17 protein-coding genes and 1 pseudogene are annotated in these 22228 nt (G+C 36.3%); 2 read left to right on the forward strand and 16 right to left on the reverse strand.

The window, feature by feature from the left end:
- Positions 1 to 177: 177 nt before the first annotated feature.
- The 7 genes from AC1DIV_RS24015 to nikA form a co-directional block, all read right to left on the reverse strand.
- A complete protein-coding gene (locus AC1DIV_RS24015) occupies positions 178 to 402 on the reverse strand; it encodes a helix-turn-helix domain-containing protein (protein ID WP_340878385.1) in 225 nt (74 codons plus the stop codon).
- 10 nt (positions 403 to 412) lie between these two features.
- Positions 413 to 904 carry a DUF2975 domain-containing protein gene (locus AC1DIV_RS24020; protein ID WP_323599168.1) on the reverse strand — a complete coding sequence of 164 codons (492 nt, stop codon included), beginning with the start codon at positions 902 to 904 and terminating at the stop codon, positions 413 to 415.
- 359 nt (positions 905 to 1263) lie between these two features.
- A complete protein-coding gene (nikE, locus tag AC1DIV_RS24025; protein WP_340878384.1) occupies positions 1264 to 2085 on the reverse strand; it encodes a nickel import ATP-binding protein NikE in 822 nt (273 codons plus the stop codon).
- A gap of 33 nt (positions 2086 to 2118) precedes the next feature.
- The gene (nikD, locus tag AC1DIV_RS24030; protein WP_323599167.1) at positions 2119 to 2946 is read right to left on the reverse strand and encodes a nickel import ATP-binding protein NikD; all 828 of its coding nucleotides are present in this window, start codon (positions 2944 to 2946) and stop codon (positions 2119 to 2121) included.
- A gap of 18 nt (positions 2947 to 2964) precedes the next feature.
- Positions 2965 to 3795, reverse strand: coding sequence for a nickel ABC transporter permease subunit NikC (gene nikC / locus AC1DIV_RS24035; RefSeq protein ID WP_340878383.1), 831 nt, complete (start codon positions 3793 to 3795; stop codon positions 2965 to 2967).
- Complete coding sequence (gene nikB / locus AC1DIV_RS24040) at positions 3792 to 4736, reverse strand: nickel ABC transporter permease subunit NikB (protein ID WP_340878382.1); 945 nt, start codon at positions 4734 to 4736, stop codon at positions 3792 to 3794. The genes nikC and nikB overlap by 4 nt, the downstream gene beginning before the upstream one ends.
- Before the next feature lie 17 nt (positions 4737 to 4753).
- Complete coding sequence (gene nikA, locus AC1DIV_RS24045) at positions 4754 to 6379, reverse strand: nickel ABC transporter substrate-binding protein (protein ID WP_340878381.1); 1626 nt, start codon at positions 6377 to 6379, stop codon at positions 4754 to 4756.
- A 947-nt stretch (positions 6380 to 7326) separates the two neighbouring features.
- Between nikA and AC1DIV_RS24050 the strand changes: the two genes are divergently transcribed.
- On the forward strand, positions 7327 to 7923 hold the full coding sequence (locus AC1DIV_RS24050) for a polysaccharide pyruvyl transferase family protein (RefSeq protein ID WP_477577521.1): 597 nt from the start codon (positions 7327 to 7329) through the stop codon (positions 7921 to 7923).
- 2824 nt (positions 7924 to 10747) lie between these two features.
- Here the strand turns inward: AC1DIV_RS24050 and AC1DIV_RS24055 are convergent.
- The 6 genes from AC1DIV_RS24055 to AC1DIV_RS24080 all read right to left on the reverse strand — a co-directional run bounded on the left by AC1DIV_RS24055 (position 10748) and on the right by AC1DIV_RS24080 (position 16705).
- The gene (locus AC1DIV_RS24055; RefSeq protein WP_323599163.1) at positions 10748 to 11455 is read right to left on the reverse strand and encodes an SH3 domain-containing protein; all 708 of its coding nucleotides are present in this window, start codon (positions 11453 to 11455) and stop codon (positions 10748 to 10750) included.
- 75 nt (positions 11456 to 11530) lie between these two features.
- Positions 11531 to 11683: a hypothetical protein gene (locus AC1DIV_RS24060; RefSeq protein WP_340878380.1), complete on the reverse strand. Its 153-nt coding sequence runs from the start codon at positions 11681 to 11683 to the stop codon at positions 11531 to 11533.
- Between the two features lie 581 nt (positions 11684 to 12264).
- The gene (locus AC1DIV_RS24065; protein WP_098186332.1) at positions 12265 to 13596 is read right to left on the reverse strand and encodes a peptide MFS transporter; all 1332 of its coding nucleotides are present in this window, start codon (positions 13594 to 13596) and stop codon (positions 12265 to 12267) included.
- Positions 13597 to 13982: 386 nt separating this feature from the next.
- Entirely contained in the window at positions 13983 to 14618 is a 636-nt protein-coding gene (locus tag AC1DIV_RS24070; RefSeq protein WP_048680388.1) for a response regulator, read from the reverse strand.
- Positions 14615 to 15955: a sensor histidine kinase gene (locus AC1DIV_RS24075; RefSeq protein ID WP_082162812.1), complete on the reverse strand. Its 1341-nt coding sequence runs from the start codon at positions 15953 to 15955 to the stop codon at positions 14615 to 14617. Before AC1DIV_RS24075 ends, AC1DIV_RS24070 begins: the two co-directional genes overlap by 4 nt.
- A gap of 375 nt (positions 15956 to 16330) precedes the next feature.
- Entirely contained in the window at positions 16331 to 16705 is a 375-nt protein-coding gene (locus tag AC1DIV_RS24080) for a DUF1878 family protein (protein WP_340878376.1), read from the reverse strand.
- A gap of 1486 nt (positions 16706 to 18191) precedes the next feature.
- Here AC1DIV_RS24080 and AC1DIV_RS24085 point away from each other — a divergent pair.
- Positions 18192 to 18338: a BH0509 family protein gene (locus AC1DIV_RS24085; protein WP_127777491.1), complete on the forward strand. Its 147-nt coding sequence runs from the start codon at positions 18192 to 18194 to the stop codon at positions 18336 to 18338.
- Here the strand turns inward: AC1DIV_RS24085 and AC1DIV_RS24090 are convergent.
- The 3 genes and pseudogenes from AC1DIV_RS24090 to AC1DIV_RS24100 form a co-directional block, all read right to left on the reverse strand.
- Positions 18329 to 18706: a YolD-like family protein gene (locus AC1DIV_RS24090; RefSeq protein ID WP_340878372.1), complete on the reverse strand. Its 378-nt coding sequence runs from the start codon at positions 18704 to 18706 to the stop codon at positions 18329 to 18331. The two genes, AC1DIV_RS24085 and AC1DIV_RS24090, sit on opposite strands and share 10 nt — an antisense overlap.
- A gap of 393 nt (positions 18707 to 19099) precedes the next feature.
- Positions 19100 to 19701: pseudogene (locus tag AC1DIV_RS24095) on the reverse strand (cation:proton antiporter domain-containing protein); the annotation flags it as partial.
- 407 nt (positions 19702 to 20108) lie between these two features.
- Positions 20109 to 22220, reverse strand: coding sequence for a DUF6270 domain-containing protein (locus AC1DIV_RS24100; RefSeq protein ID WP_340878371.1), 2112 nt, complete (start codon positions 22218 to 22220; stop codon positions 20109 to 20111).
- Positions 22221 to 22228: the final 8 nt, after the last annotated feature.

Here is a 22228-nt window from a genome sequence, read left to right on the forward strand (position 1 = left end):
AAAGAAAGGCTATACAATCGCTCCATCTGAACAACAAACTGCATAACCAGTTAAATAACGACATAGTACATTTACCCCCATCAAAAAAATGAGAATATGGAGGGTTTATTTTAGCATGGCTTTTTACTATTGTGTTTTCATACAAAAAAAGCTGCCGCAGCAGCCTACCTAAATGATCTATTGTCCTTGAGTGCCCTCTTCACTTTTGTATTCCAAAAGATCCCCCGGCTGACAGTCCAAAGCCTTACAAATCGCTTCTAACGTGGATAGTCGAATCGCTTTTGCTTTTCCATTTTTCAATATAGAAAGGTTAGCCATCGTTATTCCAATCCTTTCCGAAAGTTCTGTTACGCTCATTTTCCTTTTAGCCAGCATTACATCAATATTGATTATTATTGCCATGTTATTCACCTCAGACTATTAAGTCATTCTCTGATTTTATATCGATGGCTTCTTGTAAAAGTCTTTGAAGGACAGCCGCAAAGACAGCAATCACCATGGGGGCAAAAACCATGACCATTCCGATTAGTACGAGACCCGGTGCGTCATCTACTTCCGCCATGATATAGACGAATGGCAGGGCCACCACATACAAGCCAGTGATAATGATGGCACATTTTTTGATTTTCTTTAGAGCTCTTACTGATAATTCCGAGAAAGCTTTATTCTTGTCAATATAGCTTAATAGGTTAAACGATTGATACAAAGCGAAGTAAAATGGGATTGCCGACACATACATAACCATTAATAGGCCATATACCACATAAGCCAAATCTGAACCTCTTTCTGCTGCTTCATTTGCTTCATTCGCTATCTGAGGCAACAAAAATAGACACAAAGCAAGAACCGGAATGCCGATAAAAATAACAGCTACCTTTAAAAAGAGTGTTGAACTTCGTTTCATGAAAAGCACCTCATTTAATTATTGTCAATTTGAATTTAACACGTATTTTATTGTTTTACAATAAAATATTATTGAATTTAATTACATTATTATTGTTTATGCATTTATAAGACAAAAATAAAAAGCATTCCCCCTTACAGCGAAACGCTCGATAGCTTGTGAAACCAACTTCCCCTTTAGTTGCAAAAACAAAAGAAGCTGCCAGATGGCTGCCGGATATTCAACATAAAAACGAAAGCCCGCATCGCTAAATCATAAAAAACGATAACGGGTATAAAGTATGCTATTGCAACTCCTCAAATATGAGATAAACAAGGGCCTCGATTTTCAAACGGAAATCGGCAAATATATATTCTAAACTAGGGCTTGTTAATCTTCATTGGAAGAGAACGAAAACGCGGATGCTCAGCGAGTATAGAACTTCTCATCTGTTTAACGACAGGATGTTCTGACGAAAAAAACTGATCTTTAGAATTGTAATGCTCGATTAATTCTCCTTTTTCCAGTACACCCAAAGTATCAGAGATTGAATAAGCCGCTTTAATATCATGTGTAATAAAAAGATAAGATAAGCCGAAGTCTTTTTTCAACTCACTTAATAATTCTAAAATCAATGTTTGATTAACCATATCCAGACTGCTTACGGATTCATCCAAGACGATTAACAGTGGCTTAAGAGAGATTGCTCTAGCAATATTAATTCTTTGCAATTGTCCACCGCTAAATTGGTGTGGGTATTTTTTTAAATCCTTTTCACTTAGGCCCACTCTTTCCAATAACTCAATAACCGTTCTTTTTTGTTCGGCTACGGTTAGTTTTTCATAGTTTTCCAATGGCTCGCCTATAATACCTTCGGCGGTCATTCGTGGATTGACAGCTGAATATGAATCCTGAAAGACGACTTGTAGATCCCGGCGTATCTTTTGTCGGGTAAGCTTATCAGCGGTATAGATATCATGCCCTTGAAACAGAACCTGTCCTTGCTGTGGACGTTCTAAACCAAGGATCACTTTTCCTAATGTACTTTTTCCAGCTCCACTCGTGCCAAGCAGCCCTAAACATGTTCCTTCGTCAATGGAGAGGGAAATGTCAGTGAGTACTTTTTTAGAAGGCTCTTTCCATTTTAAAAACGTATGAGAATTATAGCTATGAGTTACTGCTTTTACTTGTAATAAACTCATTTGTTCACCCCTCCAAAAAATGCAGTCCATATATCACGACATATGGGTGATAGGCTCTTCATGTTTAATGCTAAGGCGGGCATTTAGCAGTTTCTTTGTGTATTCATGCTGCGGATTATCAAATAGTTCAAACACATTTGCTGTTTCTACAATTCTGCCATGTTGCATAACGACTACATCATCTGCCATTTCAGAAATGACGCCAAGATCATGAGAAATGAGTAAAATGGATGTTCCATATTCAGAACGGATTTTATCCAAGTGGCGAAGTACCTGTAATTGGTTATGTACGTCGAGTGCAGTCGTCGGCTCATCAGCAATAATAACGGAAGGCTGTAAACATGCGGCCATCGCAATCATCACCCGTTGAAGCATACCTCCACTCAGTTGAAAAGGATAGCTTTTTAATAGTTTCGCGGGATTTGGCAGGTTTACATTTTGCATCGCCTCGATGGCAAGCTCTTTTGCTTGTTTTTTATTCAATGCGGTATGAGACCTAATCGTTTCGACAAATTGATTGCCAATTGTAAAAACAGGCGTAAATGAATTCATCGGATTTTGCATAATAAAGGCAATATCCTTGCCGCGAATACCACGTATTTCTTTATCGTCCAAACCATTTAATTCTCGTCCTTGAAGGGTAATGCTCCCTTTAATTGTCGTTGTTTTCCGATCAAGAAGCTGTAGAATGGACATACTCGTAACGGTTTTACCACTCCCACTTTCCCCAACAAGACCCAATACCTTCCCTTTTTCCAGTTCAAAATTAATATCCTGAACGAGGGTGGAAGCACCATCCTTTGTTTGTACTTGTACATGTAGATCGCTCACTGTTAATACATTCGACCGTTCTGTTCTCAATCTTCTCATTCCTTTTTATTAACGACGTTTGACTCCAAAACGTTCTGATAGCGCTTCGCCTAATAAATTGAAGGTGACGACAACAAGCATAATCATCAAACCTGGATATAGCATTAATTCTGGATTCGTCCGAATATAGGATTTCCCTTCATGAATCATTGCTCCCCATTCTGGTGTAGGGGGTTGCACGCCCAAACCTAGAAACGACATGGCCGATATATCCATGATGGCCCAACCCATTTCTAATGTACCCATAACAGCGAGCGGAGGAAGAACATTTGGAACAATATGTTTCTTTATTATCTTCCATTGAGAAGAACCGCTTATTTTAGCCGCCGCTATATAGTTTTGTTCTTTTAGACTAAGTACCATTCCTCGGAAAATTCTCGCATAATATACCCATTGTACAAGCATCAATGCTATGATGACCTGTTTAAGGCCAGGTCCCAATATACCAACAAGTCCAAGAATGAGCAAAAGGTTCGGAAATGCCATAACACCATCACACAGTCTCATTAGCACCTGGTCCACCCATCCACCTTTATAACCAGCAAGGGTTCCGACAATCAAACCGATGCCTAAAGATGAAATAAAGATTAATGTAGCAAATCCTAACGAAATGCGAGCTCCATATAAGATGCGTGATAACGTACATCTTCCTAAATGATCCGTTCCCATTGGATACTCAAAAGAAGATGGCTGTAGTTTATTAGCTAAATTGACAGCAATAGGATCATTAGGTGCAATCCAAGGAGCCAAGATGGTGATGATAAATAGGAAGCTTAATATTATTGAACAAAGGACAATCACTTTCTGACTTCTCATCATAATACGAAGACTTGTTATCATTGACGTTGCCCTCCTTTTCTGGAGATGCGTGGGTCGATACACATTTGGATTAGGTCAACAATCAAGTTGCTAAAAATGAAAAGTCCCGCAGCTAAAAGCACATAGCATTGAATGACAGGAACATCCCGATTAAAAATAGCTTCAATGAAATAACGACCGAATCCTGGCCAGGAAAAAACCGCTTCGACGATAATGGTTCCAGTCAGCAGCTTTCCTAAATTCATCCCCAGTCCAGTAATCATGGGGGATATGGCTATTCTCAATACATGTTTTCCCATAATGACTTTTTCATGAATCCCTCTTGTGCGAGCAAAAAGGACATAAGGTTCCTGTATATTTTCAAGAACGCTAGCACGTAATAGTCGAGTATACAAAGCTATTAATGGCAAAGCTAAAGTAACGGAAGGAAGAACCAGATGTTGCCAAGTCCCGATTCCTTCGACAGGAAATAGGTCGAGTTTAACAGAAAAGAAAAAAATTAATAAATAACCAAGCCAAAAAGAAGGGATGGACGCCCCGAAAAAAGAGAGAAGGCGACTAAAATGGTCAATACCACTGTTTTTCTTAATGCCTGCCAAAAATCCTAGAGGGACACTGACCAGGATAGCTAATAGGATGCTACCTAAAGCTAACTGAATGGTCGCTGGCATTCGATAGGTAACCTCTTCCCAAACAGGTTTATTCGAAAGATAAGATATGCCAAAATCAAATTGGCATATCTTAATAATAGAATTTACATATTGAACATGGAGGGGTTGATCTAAGCCAAACTCATGTCTTTTCTGAGCCAATATCTCATCTGTAGATTGGATATGTGCTGCAGATAAATATGCCTCAGCTGGGTCCACAGGTGAAAGGTGAATCATTCCAAACGTTAGAAGAGTGGCCAAAAGAAAGATGGGAATAATGGCCATAATTCGTTTCAAGATATATGTGCCCATGATAACCCTCCTGTAACTTACTTCTCGATGCTAATTCCTGTGAATGGATGTTCATCCCGGTTAGCAGGGAATGTAAAATTAGATACATCTTTTTGGTAAACAGCTATTTTCTTAATATAAGAAATAGGCACAATCGCTCCTTGGTCTTGCAGTGATTCCAAAATGGTTGAGTAAAGTTCTTGACGTTCTTTTTCATCTGTTGTTCCAGGAACATCTGCAATTTGTTTTAACAACTCAGCTCTGTTCGGATAAGATGAAATGGCTTCGTTAAAACCAAATCCTTCCGAACCAACGACATTTACGAAAGTATGTGGATCATATGGAGCGCCATAGTTACTAAAGAAATTCAATTCAAAATCATTAGCTTTGAATCTTTCAATTTGTACCGTAAGCTCAACTCCAACGATATTCAATTTAACACCCAGTGCCGCCCACTCGGATTGTAATGTTTCGGCCATTGCTTTTTGAATCGATTCTGCAGAGTCGTACATTAACTCGATTTCAAGCGGCTTTCCGTCTTTCTCACGAACGTTTTTTCCTTTTGGAAGCTTCCATCCTGCTTCATCTAATAAAGCTTTTGCTTTTTCGACATTATAATCAATCGCTGTTACATCAATGTCTGAAGTATACGGGAAGTTTGTCGGTAAAATGAAATCTGCCTTCTCTTCCAACCCAGAAGTAACTCCGTCAACCATTGCTTTTTTATTAAATCCATATTGTAACGCTTGACGAACACGTAAATCAGAAAGTTGTTCTTTCTTCGTATTCATAACTAGTTGTCTTGTCGCAACCGGATCAGAAATACTAGTCTCATAGTTACCTGTTGTTTCTAATTGTTTAAAAGCATCCAGACTGATAGCACCTTCACCATAAATTAGGTCCAGGTCACCTTTTTCGAAAGCAAGAACACGGGTTTCCGCATCAGGAATGATCTTGACTTTGATTTTCTTAACTTTAGGGAGTTCACCCCAATAATTTTCATTGCGTTTGAAAATAGCATATTCATCTGCTTTATGTTCTTCCAAAATCCACGGCCCTGTACCGACTGGTTTTGTAACACCTTTAGAAGTGTCACCATCTTTAGGGAATCCAGCATCACCTAAGAATCGGACTGGACGAACAACGGCTAACTCTTGAATAGTAGGATAATATGGCTCCTTTAATGTTAGTTTAAATGTGTTTTGGTCGATTACTTCCGTTCGATCCACTTTCGTAATAAAGCCCAACCAACTATGTAAATCAACATTTTTCAATATAGTATCAAAGTTCTTTTTCACAATTTCAGCATTAAAGCTCGTACCGTCAGAAAATTTCACATCTTGACGGAGGTTGAACGTATATTCCTTCCCATCCTTGGAAATTTCCCAAGATTCAGCTAAATGCGGTTTCAGCTTACCTCCATCTTGGTAGCTGACCAAAGGTTCATATATCATTGATGTAGCGAATAATTGAGAAGGATTATAGACATGCGGATTCATTTCACCTATATCCCTCGGCCAAGCCAAAGTAAGCATGTCCTTACTGTCTTTGTTTGAAGTTGAATTTTCTTTTGATTCATTTGTACATCCAAGTAAAAGCGTTGATAAAATTAAAACGATTGCCGATATTAATAACACTTGTTTGCTGTTTCTTCGTTTTGACATCACATTGGTGCCCCCTGTATCATATTGAGAATTATTTTCAATTGTAATGAGTAACTATATTATTGTCAATATAATGTCGAAACTCTCGAAAAATATAAATATGTTTATAAGAAATCATATGTAGATACGTAGAACCCCAATATCCTTTTCAGCCATAAATGATGATGCTGCTCCGAATATTCACACGTTCGCCCCCTTTTAAAACCGGTATTGTTCGTGAAAGTAAGGAACTTGACCAAAACATTCCGTCGTGAAGAAATAATCATCATTCACCTGTTTTTTGATAACACAATCATCAGTTGCAATCCTCTTAACCTTATAAGAGTATAAAGCCGATAATATTATTCTAGAATAATTATTTATACGTAGAAGACATCGGAAGGTGGACATTTAATCGTTGTATAGATTTGTGAATGTCCCAAACGCTCTTGCTGAGAATGCCGAAACATATATGGTATGGATTTCGTTTTTTCTTTAAATTCTTGAATGATTATTATGATATTCCCTCACGTCCCTGGACTTTCGCCAGCAGTTTAATAAAAACAAAGTTATGACCCTGATTATATTCATCAATCACTTCATACAAATAGTCATCGTATAAAGCGTTAATTCCTGGGAACCGTCCATATTCCTTTTCCCTGTTCTAGATATGGAATTTTAAAGCCCTACTATAGTTCCCATTACGAAGAACATAAAAATATCAAAGAAAAGACCTCCCATAAGTTCAGTGAACTTACGAAAGGTCTCCACTATGGTGAAATAAGTGTGATTCAAAACTGAAAGTTAGCATTTCACTAATCTCCACCTTACAAACCCCTATTTTACGGATTCAAGCGATGATTACTTCATGCCATCCATTCAACTTAATAGGAAGTAACAAGGTATTAAATGTGTCTCCAGTAATGGAAAACGGAGTACAGCTGTAAACAGTCCACACTCCACTTCTGATTGGAGATCCCGGGATCTTGCTTAACCCGCCCACAGTGATTAGGAAAAAGGAAAAAATAGCAGCAATAAACTGGGTTACAACATTCAACCGATTGTACGGCCAGGATGAAGCTGCTATTGAAAATGCGCTACTACAAGTATCCAAAAAATTAATAAAGTCGGGTTATAAAATTTTATTGTACGTGTTCTGGGGCAGTGACCGGGAAGCCTCCAAACGACTTTACGATAACTTGAATGACCCCTTGAATGTGACTTATGATCCATCATTATACTCAGAGGAAGAGCTTATTGAAAAACTCTCTGTCTGCAGTTTGAGCATTAACTTTAAACTTCACGCCAATATCCTTTCCTTAGCAGGAAATGTCCCCTGTATCGCCCTCGGTTACAGATTTAAAGTATTTGATTTGTTTCAGTCCCTTGGGCTGGAGAATTTAGTCGTTTCAACCGATTCCGATACACTAGCTCTCGATATTATGGAAGGGATCCAGGAAATTGAACTAAATAATGAAAAGATAATCGAACAATACAAAAAGAAGAAGGAACATTTCAGTCCCTTAATCATTGAACCTATAAAAAATAATTTCACAGTAGACTAAGTTTTAGATTTAAATATCCAACTTCCAAAAGCTTCAAATACATTTTCTAAATCCGTAAAATTCACCTCCAGACATCAAGTTTCGGGGGTGAGTTTTTTTCTGAGGTTAACTCCAACTGTTTTTAATTACTCCTAATACATCTACAACGATGGGTTTCATATCAAACTCATGCAAAATAACCGAAGCAATAGATGCAAGTAAAGGGAAAGCCGCCTTAGGGTCATTCATTTTAATCTAAATTTTAACAAACCCTTTTACTTAGAATGATTCTAGGAATTGATGTTCTCCTCCTTCCCCCAGAAAATTTGTATTTCTTTTTTCAAACCCAAGGACAAAGAAAACGATTAAGTTATTGCTTGTCCACTTCGAAAAAAGCTTCAAAATTGGGCAATTGTTTCTGTTACTTTGACCCAACAAGGTTTAGATAGCTTTAGTATGTAGATTTTAGTGAATTATCAGATAGTTATTACTCTGAAATTGTATAACAAGAAGGCACTCCTTTTAAAAGGAGTGTTTATTAAGTATGCACATAAAAAAGCACCTGTTTAAGGTGCTAAGCTTGACGTTTTTTATAGTTGATTTTCTAGACCAATTAGAGATTGCATAGTACTTGTAACTAGCATAGGTTGCTACTCGAGGGGATCTAGCTGCCTTCCTTAATTTACTTAGACGGCTCTTATTTCCCTATAAAACGCTATCATTGTTTGGCCTGCGTGGTCTTGGCTTCGCTACAAGACATAAGTATCCCTGGCCTTGGGACTCCTTTTGTCTTCGGCCTTCCTTGTTTTCTTTGACTCGTTTCTAGGTCTTGTTGTGATGTACGAGTCATCACAGGTCGCTACTCGCGGCAATTTAGCTGCCTTCAGTACTATCGTAGGTTGTCCCTCATTCACCCCTTTATATTTCTTTAGTCCTGAAAGGTGTGTTCTTCTCCAACACATACGCTTTCATTCAAAAGAGATATAGTTCGTCTACTTCCCCATGCTCAATACCCATAAACGTTTTCAATCAAGTTTTTAACCCAATCAACCACGCTTCCTATCTGAATTCCTTGTTAAAAAACTCAATTGGTCATAATTTTCACCAATGTTTTACTACATCTTTTAGAACCTTCTAATTTTGTCGATATCTACTCAGAATTTGTAGTTATTTCTCGGGAAATTGTTGAAATTTGAAAATAGTGATTCTGAATAGTTGGAACAAAGGAATTTCTACTATTGGTTTGATTACCTCGGTTTAATTGTTATTAACATCTCAATATAGTCAAAGAGACTAAAAAAAAGTAATGAAACCTTTTTCTTATTGAAGTAATGTTTCTTAATGGTTTTTTTGTTGTTCAGTTTTAAGCTATGACATATCGTTTGTCAGTTAAATGTTCATTTCACGCGTAGCTGCGAGTTTATTGGTTGAAAATTAAGCTCTCTTTTAATTGAATGAGAACATGGACTAAATTGTCATATGTATCGGGTATCGCTATCTCTGTCTCATTGGTGCCTTCTAATCTTACTTTTTCTTGTTACAAGGGTCTTTAGCTATATCGTTTAGGGGGCTGCCCGTATCGTGTAACACTTTAAGCGTTTTGATATCGGATTGAACGAAGGTGTGCGTTTTTACATATCTTCACAATCACTTTCCGTTTCGCTCTAAGTTTTAAACATACTTTCGAACAATGATTTTGCATCTCCACGTATTTACCACTTTCTTGGAATACGATGCTCATTCAATCGGATGTATATCCTGTCGCATATCGGACCTTCCTTTCTATTAAAGATGAAGGTTCATTGAATATTTTCATGTTATATCGCACACCGATACGAAACAAGCCCCTTTCTTGAGGAATACTATTGAGGACATAGATCTTGCTGGAGCTGGGAAACCGTTGTTTTAAGCTGAGCCATATCGTTTGTCAGTGGATTGTTCATTTCAGGCGTAGCTGCGAGTTGTTCATTGGTTAAAACATTTAAAATCTCATTTATTTGTTTGGAATTATGGGTTAAGTTGTCATTATACCGGGTATCGCTATCTCTGTTTCATCGGTTCCTTCTAATCTATCTTTTTGTACATAAGATCTTTAGCTGTACCCTCCAGGGATTTGCCCTTATCGCGTATCGTATAACGCTATGTGCGCTTCGATGTCAGATTGAATAAAGATAGGCAACCACATCTAAAAAACTCATATCCGTTTCGTTCTAAGTTTTCCATACTTTTGAACAGTGGGTGTGTGCTTCCCACTTCTTCTTCCACTCCCTAAGAAAAGAATACTCGTTCATTCGGATGTATATCATGTTTCCATCAAACGTCACTTTTCTATTAAACCTAAAGATTCGAATTTATTTGCAAGCTATATCGCCCAGCGATACGCAACACAGAAAAAAAGAGCCGATCAATCCCTGTCTAGAGCACCTCTATTAAGGATGACTTTTGTTTTTGAATGCATGTTTTCAACCTCCTCAGCCCCCTTTTTATCAAACATGCCTTTATTTCTTGCTTCAAATTGTGTATTTTGTTTTAGATGCATATCGCTTAAACAAATCTCCAATGAATTTCAATTGAGCCTTCGCTTGCCTTTGGTTGAACGTCCGATACATTGGAATCGCCGAGCTCTTACATAACAGATTCCAAATCCTGTAAATTTTAAATATTCTTTCTTCATTCTGTTTTTCAGCTACGCGAATCATATATGGTACGATGAATTTTTTAATGTTTTGTGGATTCGCATCTCAATGCTTTTATCCATCATTATTTATTTAAAAAATACTTATCAAATGTTTCTTCATCAATAACAAATCAATACACAGCTAGGCAAAAAACCTTAACAGTCACCTTATTTTCTGAATATGGAGAAAAGCCCCCGCCATTTTTCGGTACGTTTTTGTAGAGCCTCTTCTAAACGTTTATTAAAGTCATTTTGTGAACTCCATTCTTTTTTCTGTTCTTCCCGCATATTTTGTATTTCTTTTTGTAAGAGTTCACTTTTTTGTTTTTCTTGTTCCAGCAATGTTTCGTAATGGGTATTTTGTTGTTCAGTTAATTGTTCAATTTTAGAATTAGTTCTTTGCGCTGAATTTCCAATACTAGAACTTATAACATGATGATCTTGCTGGAGCCGGGAAACCTTTGTTTTAAGCTGTGACATATCGTTTGTCAGTTGGACATTCATTTCACGTGTGGCTGCGAGTTCATTGACTAAAAACATTAAGACCTCGTTTAATTGATTGGGGTCGTGGGGTGAATTTTCATATGTATCGGGTATCGCTATGTGTGTTTCATTGGATCCTTCTAATCTTTCTTTTTGTTGATATACAAGGTCTTTAGCTGTATCGTCTAGGGGCTTGTCCGTATCGCGTAGCGCTATAAGCGCTCCGATGTCAGATTTAACAAAGATACGTCGATCTCCATCTTTCAAAAACTCATATCCATTCCGTTCTAAGATTTGACCATACTTTCGAACAGTGGGAGTTGCAATCCCCACTTCTTCTGCCACTTCCTTGGAAGAGAAAGCTCGTTCATTCAGTTGTATATCGCGTCGCATATCGGACCTCTTTTCTATAACTAGTTGTATCTGTAGTCTACCTGACCTTAAATTTTCTGTCTAGATAAGTATAGCCTATCTAGAAGTCGTTAGGGATAGCGATATGATTTCCTTTTCCTTTCTTCTGTTTCCATATAGGATTAGATCATCTATTTGCTTACCTGCCTTCTCTTGCATGGCCTCTATCTCCCCAGCCTTATCCTCAAGATTCCCCCTTTTTTGTTGCAAGTTACACACTCACATTAAATTTCGTATTATCACTTTAGTTAGATTGAACCCTCTTATAATTGTCATTCTTGATAGATTGTAATTTATAGGTGTATACTCTAGCTCTATTATAGTCAGCACCCACTAATATGGCCCGTAACGTTCGATGATTTCCAACACTAAATACATGATATTCTATCAACGCAGGCTTTCTAGAATAACTTTGTTCATATTTTCTTTCGAAGTGGTCAATAAAGAGTAGAATCCCATCCTAAATTCATAGGCTCTTTTACATAACCAGCTCTGAGTCCTTTTCTACTAAAAGTGGATGGCCGATTATTGAAACCAAGTCCATTAATCCACCTAAGTGTTTATTATCACTTCTCATATTAGCATTCCGTACCATTCAAATTGATGAAAGACTCGTGAAAATGCGAAACACAACAAGATTAAGCAAAAAGAAATAAAACTTCAGAGAATCGTTCCATTCTGGTTTGGGTCGTTGTGGAGATTCCTTCTCTCACCAGCTTATTTTTTCACACTATAAAAAGCTCGACCCAAATGGCCAATTATATGCCTTTTGGGTCGAGCTCCATTTCTCATTATTTCATCAGCTTTGCTACTGGCTTCGAAAGAAACAACAATACAATACCTAAACCAATTGTTACGAAACCAATCACACTGAAGATTTCCAGGTAACCTAAAGACTGCGTATATGCAGCTAATTGACCGGCTACCATATTGGCCACCGCGGAACTTGCCAGCCATACTCCCATTAGAAGAGAGGCTAGCTTGATTGGAGCAATTTTGCTTACCATTGACAAACCAACTGGTGAAATCATTAGTTCGGCTAATGTATGAAGGAAATACGTAACAATCATGAACAGGATGTTCACTTTCAGCGCTGTATCGTTTCCTGTGTACATAACGGCAGGAAGCAGTACTAAGAAACCTAAACCAACAGTGACTAAACCAAGAGCCATCTTCGTTGGGGTTTTTAAGTCACCGCGTTTTGAGCTGCCAAGCTTGTACCATAAAGCAGACATAATTGGCGCTAAAATCACGATGAATAATGGGTTCAATGATTGGAACCAGGCAGTTGGAACCTCAAAACCGAATACATTCCGATCAATTTGGTCATTAGCATACAATGTCAATGAACTTCCTGCCTGCTCGAAAGCGGCCCAGAACGCAATGACGAAGACCGCCAAAATAACGATTGCCGTTGTACGTTTTTGTTCTCTTTTCGTTAACGGTGCAGCTGATTTTTTACCAGCTGTGACATCCGGTTTGCCAGTAGGTTCTTTACCGATATCACCTAAATAGCGATTGCCTAATAAGTTGAAAACTAACTGTCCTACAATCATGCCAATTGCTGCTGTCAAGAACCCATATTTATAGCTCATAAGCCCGACTACTAACGGTGCGAAGAAAGCCCCAACGTTAATACCCATATAGAAGATGGTAAAAGCCCCATCACGACGCGGATCATTGTCTTCATAAAGATCACCAACAATTGTCGAGATGTTTGGCTTGAAGAAACCATTACCGATAATCAGTAAACCAAGACCAATGTAAAGCGCTGTCAAACTCTGACTTGCGAATAGCGAAAAGTTACCAAGCGCCATTAAAATACCGCCTATCGTGATCGCCAATCTTCTTCCTATGAAACGGTCAGTCAAGTATCCGCCAATCATTGGCGTAATATAAACGGCACCAGTAAAAAATCCGTATATGCCCATAGCCGCAGATTTGTCGACTCCAAGCCCTCCGTTTACAACCGTTGCTGTTAAGTAAAGAACAAGGATTGCCCTCATTCCGTAATAGCTGAAGCGCTCCCATGCCTCAGTAGCGAACAGCATATACAGTCCTGGAGGATGCTTTTTCCTGGACTGGTTTGGCTGCTGAACTTCTTCTTTTAATAGTGCTTGCATAATAAAGTCCTCCTCAATATGGTTAACCACCAATCGTTACATTCACAAAATAATTGCATGGTCTTTATTTTAATAGAACAATTGATTGGTACAATGATGGCCACTCATGCCATCCAACTCACCATCAGTAAGCGTTTACATTTTTAATCTTTACTCTGGTGCAAAAAGAATCTGATAGCAAAATCTACATGAGCATTAACTTATAAAGACATTCAATGAAGGCATTTATATTTTAAAGAATCTTTAGTGTTGTAAAATAATTTTATATTATCAGAAAATATAAAAATACAGAAAAAAAAGAAAAAAAGTCTTGTTGCATTAACGGTCTGTGCAGCAACGGAGCCCCCCCATCATAATAAAAAACTGCCTTGTATTAAGGCAGTTTCTTAGTCAACAATCCATTGATATAAATTTTTGGGTCTTCCTATTTTTTGATAACTCACAATAGTTTCCACTTTCCCTTCATCAAGTAAATGCATAATATAGCGATAAACGGTCGGATAAGCCAATCCAACTTCTTTAGAAATTGTATCAACAGAAAAAGGCTCGCGATTAGAATGTAGAAAATCACTAACGTGACGAAGTGTTCTCTTACTAATTCCCTTTGTTACAAATACATCCTTTTCTTCACTGGATTTTTGCTGCGGAGCTGATTGGGTTAATTTTGCTAGGCGGGCATGCAGTTGAATTCTTGAAATCAAATCAGGTGCTTTTACAGGCTTTAAGGCAAAATCCGTTGCGCCTGCTTCAAGAAAGCGATCAGCAATTTCCTGTCGTTCATCGACTGTTAATACAAGAATCGGAACATCGGCATTAAGTTTACGAAGCTCACCCACTGTTTTTATTCCGTCCATTTCCGGCATATGATAATCAACTAAAACAACATCTGCTCCTTTTTCTGCAAATACATTTAACCCTTCTTTTCCGTTGTTAGCCGTATCTACATTCCAGCCGGCAAATTCACAAATTTCACTTAGCATATATTGAATTGATGTATCATCATCTATGACTAAAATGTTCATCTTGACACACTCCCCTCAGCTAGTTTAATCCAAAATATTGTCCCGTGCCCAAGCTTGCTATCAATTTCCACCGATGCACCATGTCCTTCAGCAACTTGTCGTACGAAAGCTAATCCCATGCCTGGATGCGATTTTGTACTGAACCCAGCTTTCCATATTTTCTCCTGCTCTTTAGGTGAAATCCCTTTCCCATTATCTGATACGCCCAACCAAAGTTCATTTTCATAGGTTTTTACCTTAAGCAAAATCTTTCCATCTTCTATTCCATTCACTGCATCATAAGCATTGTCAATTAAATTCACTAATGCCCTTGTCATTCGGATTTTATTAATGAAAATTTTAATTTCAGGATCTGTTTGAAAGTCTACCTTCAGATTAAGATTTGTCCCGCTCAGTCTGCTTGCTTCGACATATTCAACTAAATCTTTTATACGGCACCAATGTTTTTTATCATCATATAAAATCTCGGAAATCATGTCGCTAACGGAAAGAATCGATGCTGAAATCCTTTGGCAATATTCTTTAATTTTAGAATCGTCCACTTTCATACTAATTAAAGAATTTAGCCCCTCAATTGTTGTAAGAGGCGTTTTTAAATCATGGACCAGATATAGTGCTTCCCGTCCTGATCTTGACTGCATTGCTTCTAACTGCGCATAATGAAGCTCTTGCTTTATCCGCCACTTTTGTTCAGCCAATGAAAAGTACACAGCTAAAATAACAGCATTAATAACGAAAATTAAACACAAAGTTAAACTGTACAATGTTAAAGATTGCTCGAATCCAATTTGAACCGCTATACCTGTTAATTCCTTTGAAATCGACCCTTGGCCAAATCCATATTGGGATAAAGAAGGAATCTCATTCAGCCATTCAATCCCAAAGATTAATTGAGAACAAATAATCGTTTTAATAATTGGCTTTAGCCTATCCTTTTCAAAGGCTTGCAATAATAAGATGGCTAACAACAATAACAAAGCATATGCGCTAAATGAGTATGTTAAAGAATAATAAGCATTTATCACGATATAATCGAGAGGAATAACAATAAGAGGAATGATGATTTTTAACCATGGACGGTTTAAACGAGCAGCGATTTCGTCACCCAACAGTAGTGCACCAATATAATGAAACAAAGCTAAAACTGTATTTAAAGACACTAGCAAAAAAACCGCAAGCATTAACTGATTTCCTGTTTCTTCACCTTCTCTTAATGAAATAAGCAAATCAGTAAGACCAATTTCGTCAGGACCCAACCACGATAGTAAGAATACCCCGAATAAAATCACTCCAATTTTCATCCATATTGTCCAAGACTTCATAAGACTAGCTATCATAATCATTTCACCTTTGATAGATTATTTGCTTATAGAATAGAATGATAACCATTCTTTCAATTCGTATYGATTTAAATGTATGTATACCCTTCCATAACCTCATTATACGCAATTCATCATTATTATGAAAATTATAAAAAAATGGGTACGTGGATGAGCCACCCTCTATGGATAAAAAGCTACCCTATACAAAAAAATTATTATAACGTCAAATCCTTTTAGAATTATTTAACTACATTGCATTTTTTCCCATAGAAAAAACACCTTCACATTGATTGGCTGATATTCAATACCTACTTTTCAACGAAAAGTGTTTTACTTTTCTCATTTTTAGGTCAGTGCAACTATAGGAAAAGGGGTTGAAAATATCATACTTTATTGTTCCAAGAGGTAATTACATAAATCAACTTGAAGATATTGATTTCTCAAGGATTTAATTAGATAAATAGGGTTCACATCAATATTCACATGTAACAATGCCTTTTCAAAGATATCCATGGATACTGAAGGATTATCTCCTAATAATGAAGTAATGACTGCTTCATATTTACCCTTTTTGTAAGTCCCTTCCTTTATATCTTCTAAAGCATGAAGTATTTCAAAAATTACCTTTGAATCCTTTTCACTCAGATCATTATTCAAAATGAAATGAAAAAAAGTATATTGTTCAGGATCTTTATCCAAAGCAATTGTAAGTAATAACTTTTGATGATATTTCATCTTTTTAAATTCATCTACTAACTCTTCCATTAAATTCATCTCCTACTATTATAATACCCAAAGTGCAATTGCAACTTCTCTAACTCTAATAATTTCAATTGTGGTCAAACTCCTTTTAACAATGGGGTTAGGGTAAGTGTTTCCGTACTTCTAACTTTATACTAATATATTTAGTAAATCCTCTCGTCCCAAAAGTGAAACGATATAATTTACATTTCATAATTCCCGTATTTTTAGCGATGCTTCCCTGGTAGAAATCTTGTATTCCCTATACCGGTTCAAGAATCAACGATCATTCCCCTTAAAATGGGCAACTTTTAACACCAAAAACAAAGGGTTCTTTACATACGATTAAGATTGATGAAGCCCTGTTAACATGTCATAGAAGCACCGAATAGTTGATACCCAGCTTAAACGGCTTCCGAAAAAAAGCAGGAATGGAAAAGAACATTACTCCACACTTACTTAGGCATACCTACACTTCACTATTGATTGAAGCTGTAGTAGGAATTAAAAAATCAACAACCATTAGGAAATAACGAATTCATATATAAAGAAAAGGCCTCCCACAGTAAACTGTGGGAGGCCTTCAACTTTAAAAATATTCACATGTTTGGTGAGCACTCATGACTGAATCTCCCGTTAAACCCCTATATTAAGGGATTTAGCGATGCATCATGCCCGCCCATTCAATTAATAATTTAATAGGAAGTAACAAGGTAATAATATCAACACTTTTAGTTAAAGCCATCTAAGATAACTTCACAAAGTGTCATAATATTTCAATGTCAGGTGAGCAAATAGGTGAGCATTTTCAATTAAATTCTTATAAATAACTGGTATGAAGAACCTGAAAAAGCCCCCCCTATTACAAGAGGAAGCCTAAACCTAATCCTATATTATATCGGAAGGAGAAAAGATTATCATGAAAATGAAAAAATCCTTACATTGAATTCAAACTGCATTATAAGGAAATTGAACGTGTAACTAAAGTAAAAAACATTGATTTAAATATTTATCATGCTAAAGAAGATACTTCAAAACTTGGCCTAAAACAAAATTCGTTAACATTTGCTTTTTATCAAGATGGTGAAGTAAAAAAGAAACTAGATTTTATCGATCTCTCAGAAGATGATATTCAGATAGTAAGCCCGAGATGCGTTTTCAGGCAGTATTGGCTGCATTACCTGGAATTGGTTCTTTGACATTTTTCCTTATTTAAAAGTGAAAACCAAAAATCATCGGAGTTATTTCCCGCAAAAGGAAGTAACTCCCTTTTCCAGAAACTTGGGCTTGATATTTTAACAAAACTCAGGCTTTGGGAATTCGACCTTGCCTCTTTAACTGCTTCAAAGTAAATAGATAAATAACATTTCTATATTATTTCCTTAAAAATCATCTATATTTGATATTTGTTTAATCTGACATTGAGATATATAATAAAAACAAGAAAAAAAGAAAGCGTTTTCAATATTTAAATACTTCGTTACTTCTCATACTATAAGGAGGATTTAAGATGAGCCAAGTAGAAAGAAAATCCAAAGTGCAGAAATTAATTGAGCAACAAAAATTCAATGAGAAAGACATTTCCAAGATGACAGATTCACAGATTGAATATTATCACTGGCTCTATTTTGATGACTCTGTTTATGATTATATGTAACTCAAATATAAAATGATAAAAAGCGGGAAAACCATTGATAATTCATGGTTTCCCGCTTTTACTTTTATACTTTCGGAAATAACCTCTTGCAAACCCACTATTTTGTAACAAGTGAGTTTCAGTTGCTTTTTGACCTTGCTGGCTTTCAGCTTCCTTCCTTTTCCCTCCATTCCTGACACTGAAGACATATTAACGATAACTTCCATTGCATAATGAATGTTGTTTTCTTCAACCTGGTATTCATCAAGAATAGGTTTTTTATTTAAGAAATAATCGTCCTTATCCTTTTTTTTATTTAATGCTTTATGTTCTGGTAACATCAATGCTGCTTGCCATTTAATGATTCCTCTATCACGAATTGTACCCATTAGAAAGATCCCTCCCTTTCATTCATTATATACGAACTGGTGTTCTTCTTATACCTAAATTAATTTTTGCTACCAAAGAAAATTCCATAAGACTTCAAATTTTGAGTTTATTCTTAAATCATCGAAAAAACGCCATAACTAAAACCCATTTAAAACCCTTTATAATCAACTAAAAACACTTATGCGTAATCTAGTATTAATTTCACATTTAGAAGCCATTAAAACCTATTTTCATGCGTTTAAAGGCTATATTGACGACCGATATTCTAACGATTACAATAGGTTTGCTGGTGTCGACAACCAATCATTTATTGGGAGGAAAACCATATTGGAGTTTATTTTTTATTTAGTTTTAATTTTATTTTTCACAAAAATTGCTGGAGATATATCAGTACATATTACAAGTGCAATGGACATTGTGGGTTCTGTAACCTTTAATTTAGATAGCCAGCTTAGAATCCTCGGTACGACTAACCATCCTGCAAGTATAGCCACTAGGAAAAATATTAACTTTTTACCTATTAATAAACCTAATGATATTTCCTCACCAGTTCCTAAAAAGCTTAGCATCACTGCTAATATTATTACTACAAGAACGTCGTCAACAACTGCTGCACCCAGAATGGTACTTCCTTCACGAGAGTTTAGTTTGTTCATATCCTTTAGAACTTGTACAGTAATACTCACTGAAGTTGCACTTAGAAGAACACCTATAAAAAGGGAATACTCCATACTTAAACCAAACAATTCACCAACACCAAAGCCTCCAAGGAAAGGTAAAAGAATACCGAGAACCGCAACTGCAAAGGCAGATTTCCAGTTTTTCTTTAATTGTTCTAGGTCTGTTTCTAGACCTGCTATAAACATAAGTAATAAAACACCGATCCCTGAAAAATAATGAATAAACTCATTATTATTCAACCAGCCCAAAACAGCAGGACCCAAAATGATTCCGATTATTAGCTTTCCAATACCGATGGTTGACCTAAACGAATTAAACTGATCCTTAGTAAGAAGCTATTGACTTATTTCACAAACGCGCCCGATCTTATTATAAGTTCAGCTTTAACCAAGTGAACCAAAACCTTCCAAACGTAGTATTTGGAAGGTTATTTGGCATACTCATTTTTAGTATATCCGTAAGTTTTAAATCTTTTGTTGAAAAATGTTGACAACTATAGGCTGGTTTTGCTGAATAATATACTCCTTATTTTTTCATAATTAATAATAATTTTATTCAAGTTAGAATATTTTATCATGATGAACCATTGAACGTTTACGCCGTATCCAGAAAAATTAAATAGCCTGAGTCCTTATGAATTCAGGACTCAGGCTGAATAAATTGTTGCCCTTTCAATACTTTCCCATTGAAAGGGTTCACTCCACAAAAACGATAGCTGTATTACACCAATAGTTCCTTTCCTTGTTGGTGTCTCTCGCTTTGTATATCTTTCATTACAAGCTTATTCAATCTATTCATGAACTCTTTGTAATAACCTGACTGATAGTGGGAGAACGTGTTCCCGAATGGATGATCATGTTGTCCTATATACTTTGTATCTTTTAAGCTAATTACCTTACAGCCCGGGATGCATTGTAAGAACCAAGAATTAAGCTTATCCCAGAAATAATTGTTTCTTTGAATGATATGCGCCCGTGGGAACTTCTTGATGGATCCATCTGCATCAAAATATTGGGAAGTGAAACCTCCAACATTAAGGATGATTCGATCTTCAGGAAGGTATTCCTTAATCCTTTCTGCAAATTGAATCATGGCTTCCTTCCATAAGGCAAAGTAGGCTTCATTATTGGCATGTGTAACGACTTCATAATTCATGAATTCCTTAAAGTACTTGCTTTGTCTTAAAGCAAGACTTGCACTAACATATGTGTCATCATTTATTTTAATTAGGTCTCGTGCAGCATCTGCGTATAAATCGATGATCAAGTAATCAGGCTTCAATTCGCTTACCTGATCAAAGAAGTTCTTCTCAAAGTCATTTTGAATAAAATACTTGTTGTATGCCGTTACATCATCCATCTTATCAATATCTATTTCCCTAGGGGTAGAAACCATGCTAACAATAGATGAATGGAATTGCGTCAACACGCAACTGTAATTCTTCTTATAACTTGGATTAAAATAACTTGTCGAATTGAAAGGATTTCGACTAAAACATGAGCCTAATACCGCAACTTTCACTGCATCATGCTGATGTTTATTAGAGTCTATAAAATAGAAAGAGAAATGACCTTGTCCGTTTACATACGGTTTAAACTTAAAGGATGGATTCGTACTCATGATTTCGTACGAATATTTCTCTTTTTTAAGTTCTTCTGAAGGGTTTACAACTATATCCGTAATTCTACCATCCAACGTAGTTAAACGTACAAGCATATCCCATACATCTCCATGACGGATCACTTCTTCGTGTAGAAGTTCTGACATTGATAATTCTGCTTGAAAATGGGCGTTTAACAAGGGGATTTCAATTACTTTTTCTGTATAGTACACATTTTCTTTCCCAACCGTATACCGCTTTTTGAAAACTATATATGATTCGAATTCATTGAAATTCCATATATCATATTCATGAGAAGAAACTGTCCCAGTAAGCTGTACACTATTGTTTTCAAATTTGAGCTGCGAAAGGTTTATTTTTAGTTCGTTTGATCTTATAAACAGGGAAATGGAATTCTTACCAGTAACATATGGCTTGATTCTATATAAATCATTATGGGCAAACTTAAAATAATTGAAATTAAAAAGTCCTTTATTTCCGCTTGAGCACATCAATGGAGATTCAACTATTAACCCATCTTTACTTCTTAATTCGATAAATAGGTCCCATATAAGATTCTTATTCAAGTTATAGTTCTCAAATATATCATTAATATTTAGAGAGAAATCTAATGGATTTACTTCTGAAAGAGAGTCAAACACCATAGATTCGTAATACTCGAAAAGGTGTTCTTGCTCTCTTTTTTTAATCTTTAATCGAATGGAATAGCGATTCCAATCCTTATAATCCGAAATGGCTGAATTGCTCAACTGAACTGATAAATTGAAGACACCCTCATTAAAAGTGGCATGACCAATAGTTGCTGTAATCTCATTTTTCAATATATATAATGATACGCCGTTTTCCCCAGTAATGTATGGTTTTAATTTAAAAAGCTTATTATCTAAGCTTACGTAGTCACTTCTGTCTAATGTTAGTGAAGTATTTGCTTCCAGTTTGAAATAATTATCCCCAGACAATAAAAACAAGTCCCAAATCATTCCGTTATCTAGGTAAATTCCTTGCAGTAAATCGTTCATGTCTTTATGAAAACCAAATTCACTACCGTTAATCATGAGTGGAAATGTATATTCTTCTGGATATTCTAATCCATGTTCTATTTCCCTTCTTCTAATACAAAGGAAATAGTTATCTTCTAATGCAGCTTCTGCTTTACCATTCAGGGATAATACCCCATTGCTGTATCCCAAATTAGTTACTAAAACACTCATATTATCCT

The sequence above is a fragment of the Peribacillus sp. 05N428 genome (assembly GCF_056397085.1).

Excerpts from the sequence above, each read along its gene's own strand:
- AC1DIV_RS24070 (WP_048680388.1), bottom strand. The coding sequence starts at position 14,618 with ATGAACATTTTAGTCATAGATGATGATACATCAATTCAATATATGCTA.
- nikA (WP_340878381.1), bottom strand. The coding sequence starts at position 6,379 with ATGTCAAAACGAAGAAACAGCAAACAAGTGTTATTAATATCGGCAATC.
- AC1DIV_RS24100 (WP_340878371.1), bottom strand. The coding sequence starts at position 22,220 with ATGAGTGTTTTAGTAACTAATTTGGGATACAGCAATGGGGTATTATCC.
- AC1DIV_RS24075 (WP_082162812.1), bottom strand. The coding sequence starts at position 15,955 with ATGATAGCTAGTCTTATGAAGTCTTGGACAATATGGATGAAAATTGGA.
- AC1DIV_RS24090 (WP_340878372.1), bottom strand. The coding sequence starts at position 18,706 with ATGGGTACAATTCGTGATAGAGGAATCATTAAATGGCAAGCAGCATTG.
- nikB (WP_340878382.1), bottom strand. The coding sequence starts at position 4,736 with ATGGGCACATATATCTTGAAACGAATTATGGCCATTATTCCCATCTTT.
- AC1DIV_RS24065 (WP_098186332.1), bottom strand. The coding sequence starts at position 13,596 with ATGCAAGCACTATTAAAAGAAGAAGTTCAGCAGCCAAACCAGTCCAGG.
- nikC (WP_340878383.1), bottom strand. The coding sequence starts at position 3,795 with ATGATAACAAGTCTTCGTATTATGATGAGAAGTCAGAAAGTGATTGTC.
- nikE (WP_340878384.1), bottom strand. The coding sequence starts at position 2,085 with ATGAGTTTATTACAAGTAAAAGCAGTAACTCATAGCTATAATTCTCAT.
- AC1DIV_RS24080 (WP_340878376.1), bottom strand. The coding sequence starts at position 16,705 with ATGGAAGAGTTAGTAGATGAATTTAAAAAGATGAAATATCATCAAAAG.
- AC1DIV_RS24020 (WP_323599168.1), bottom strand. The coding sequence starts at position 904 with ATGAAACGAAGTTCAACACTCTTTTTAAAGGTAGCTGTTATTTTTATC.
- AC1DIV_RS24015 (WP_340878385.1), bottom strand. The coding sequence starts at position 402 with ATGGCAATAATAATCAATATTGATGTAATGCTGGCTAAAAGGAAAATG.
- AC1DIV_RS24085 (WP_127777491.1), top strand. The coding sequence starts at position 18,192 with ATGAGCCAAGTAGAAAGAAAATCCAAAGTGCAGAAATTAATTGAGCAA.
- AC1DIV_RS24055 (WP_323599163.1), bottom strand. The coding sequence starts at position 11,455 with ATGCGACGCGATATACAACTGAATGAACGAGCTTTCTCTTCCAAGGAA.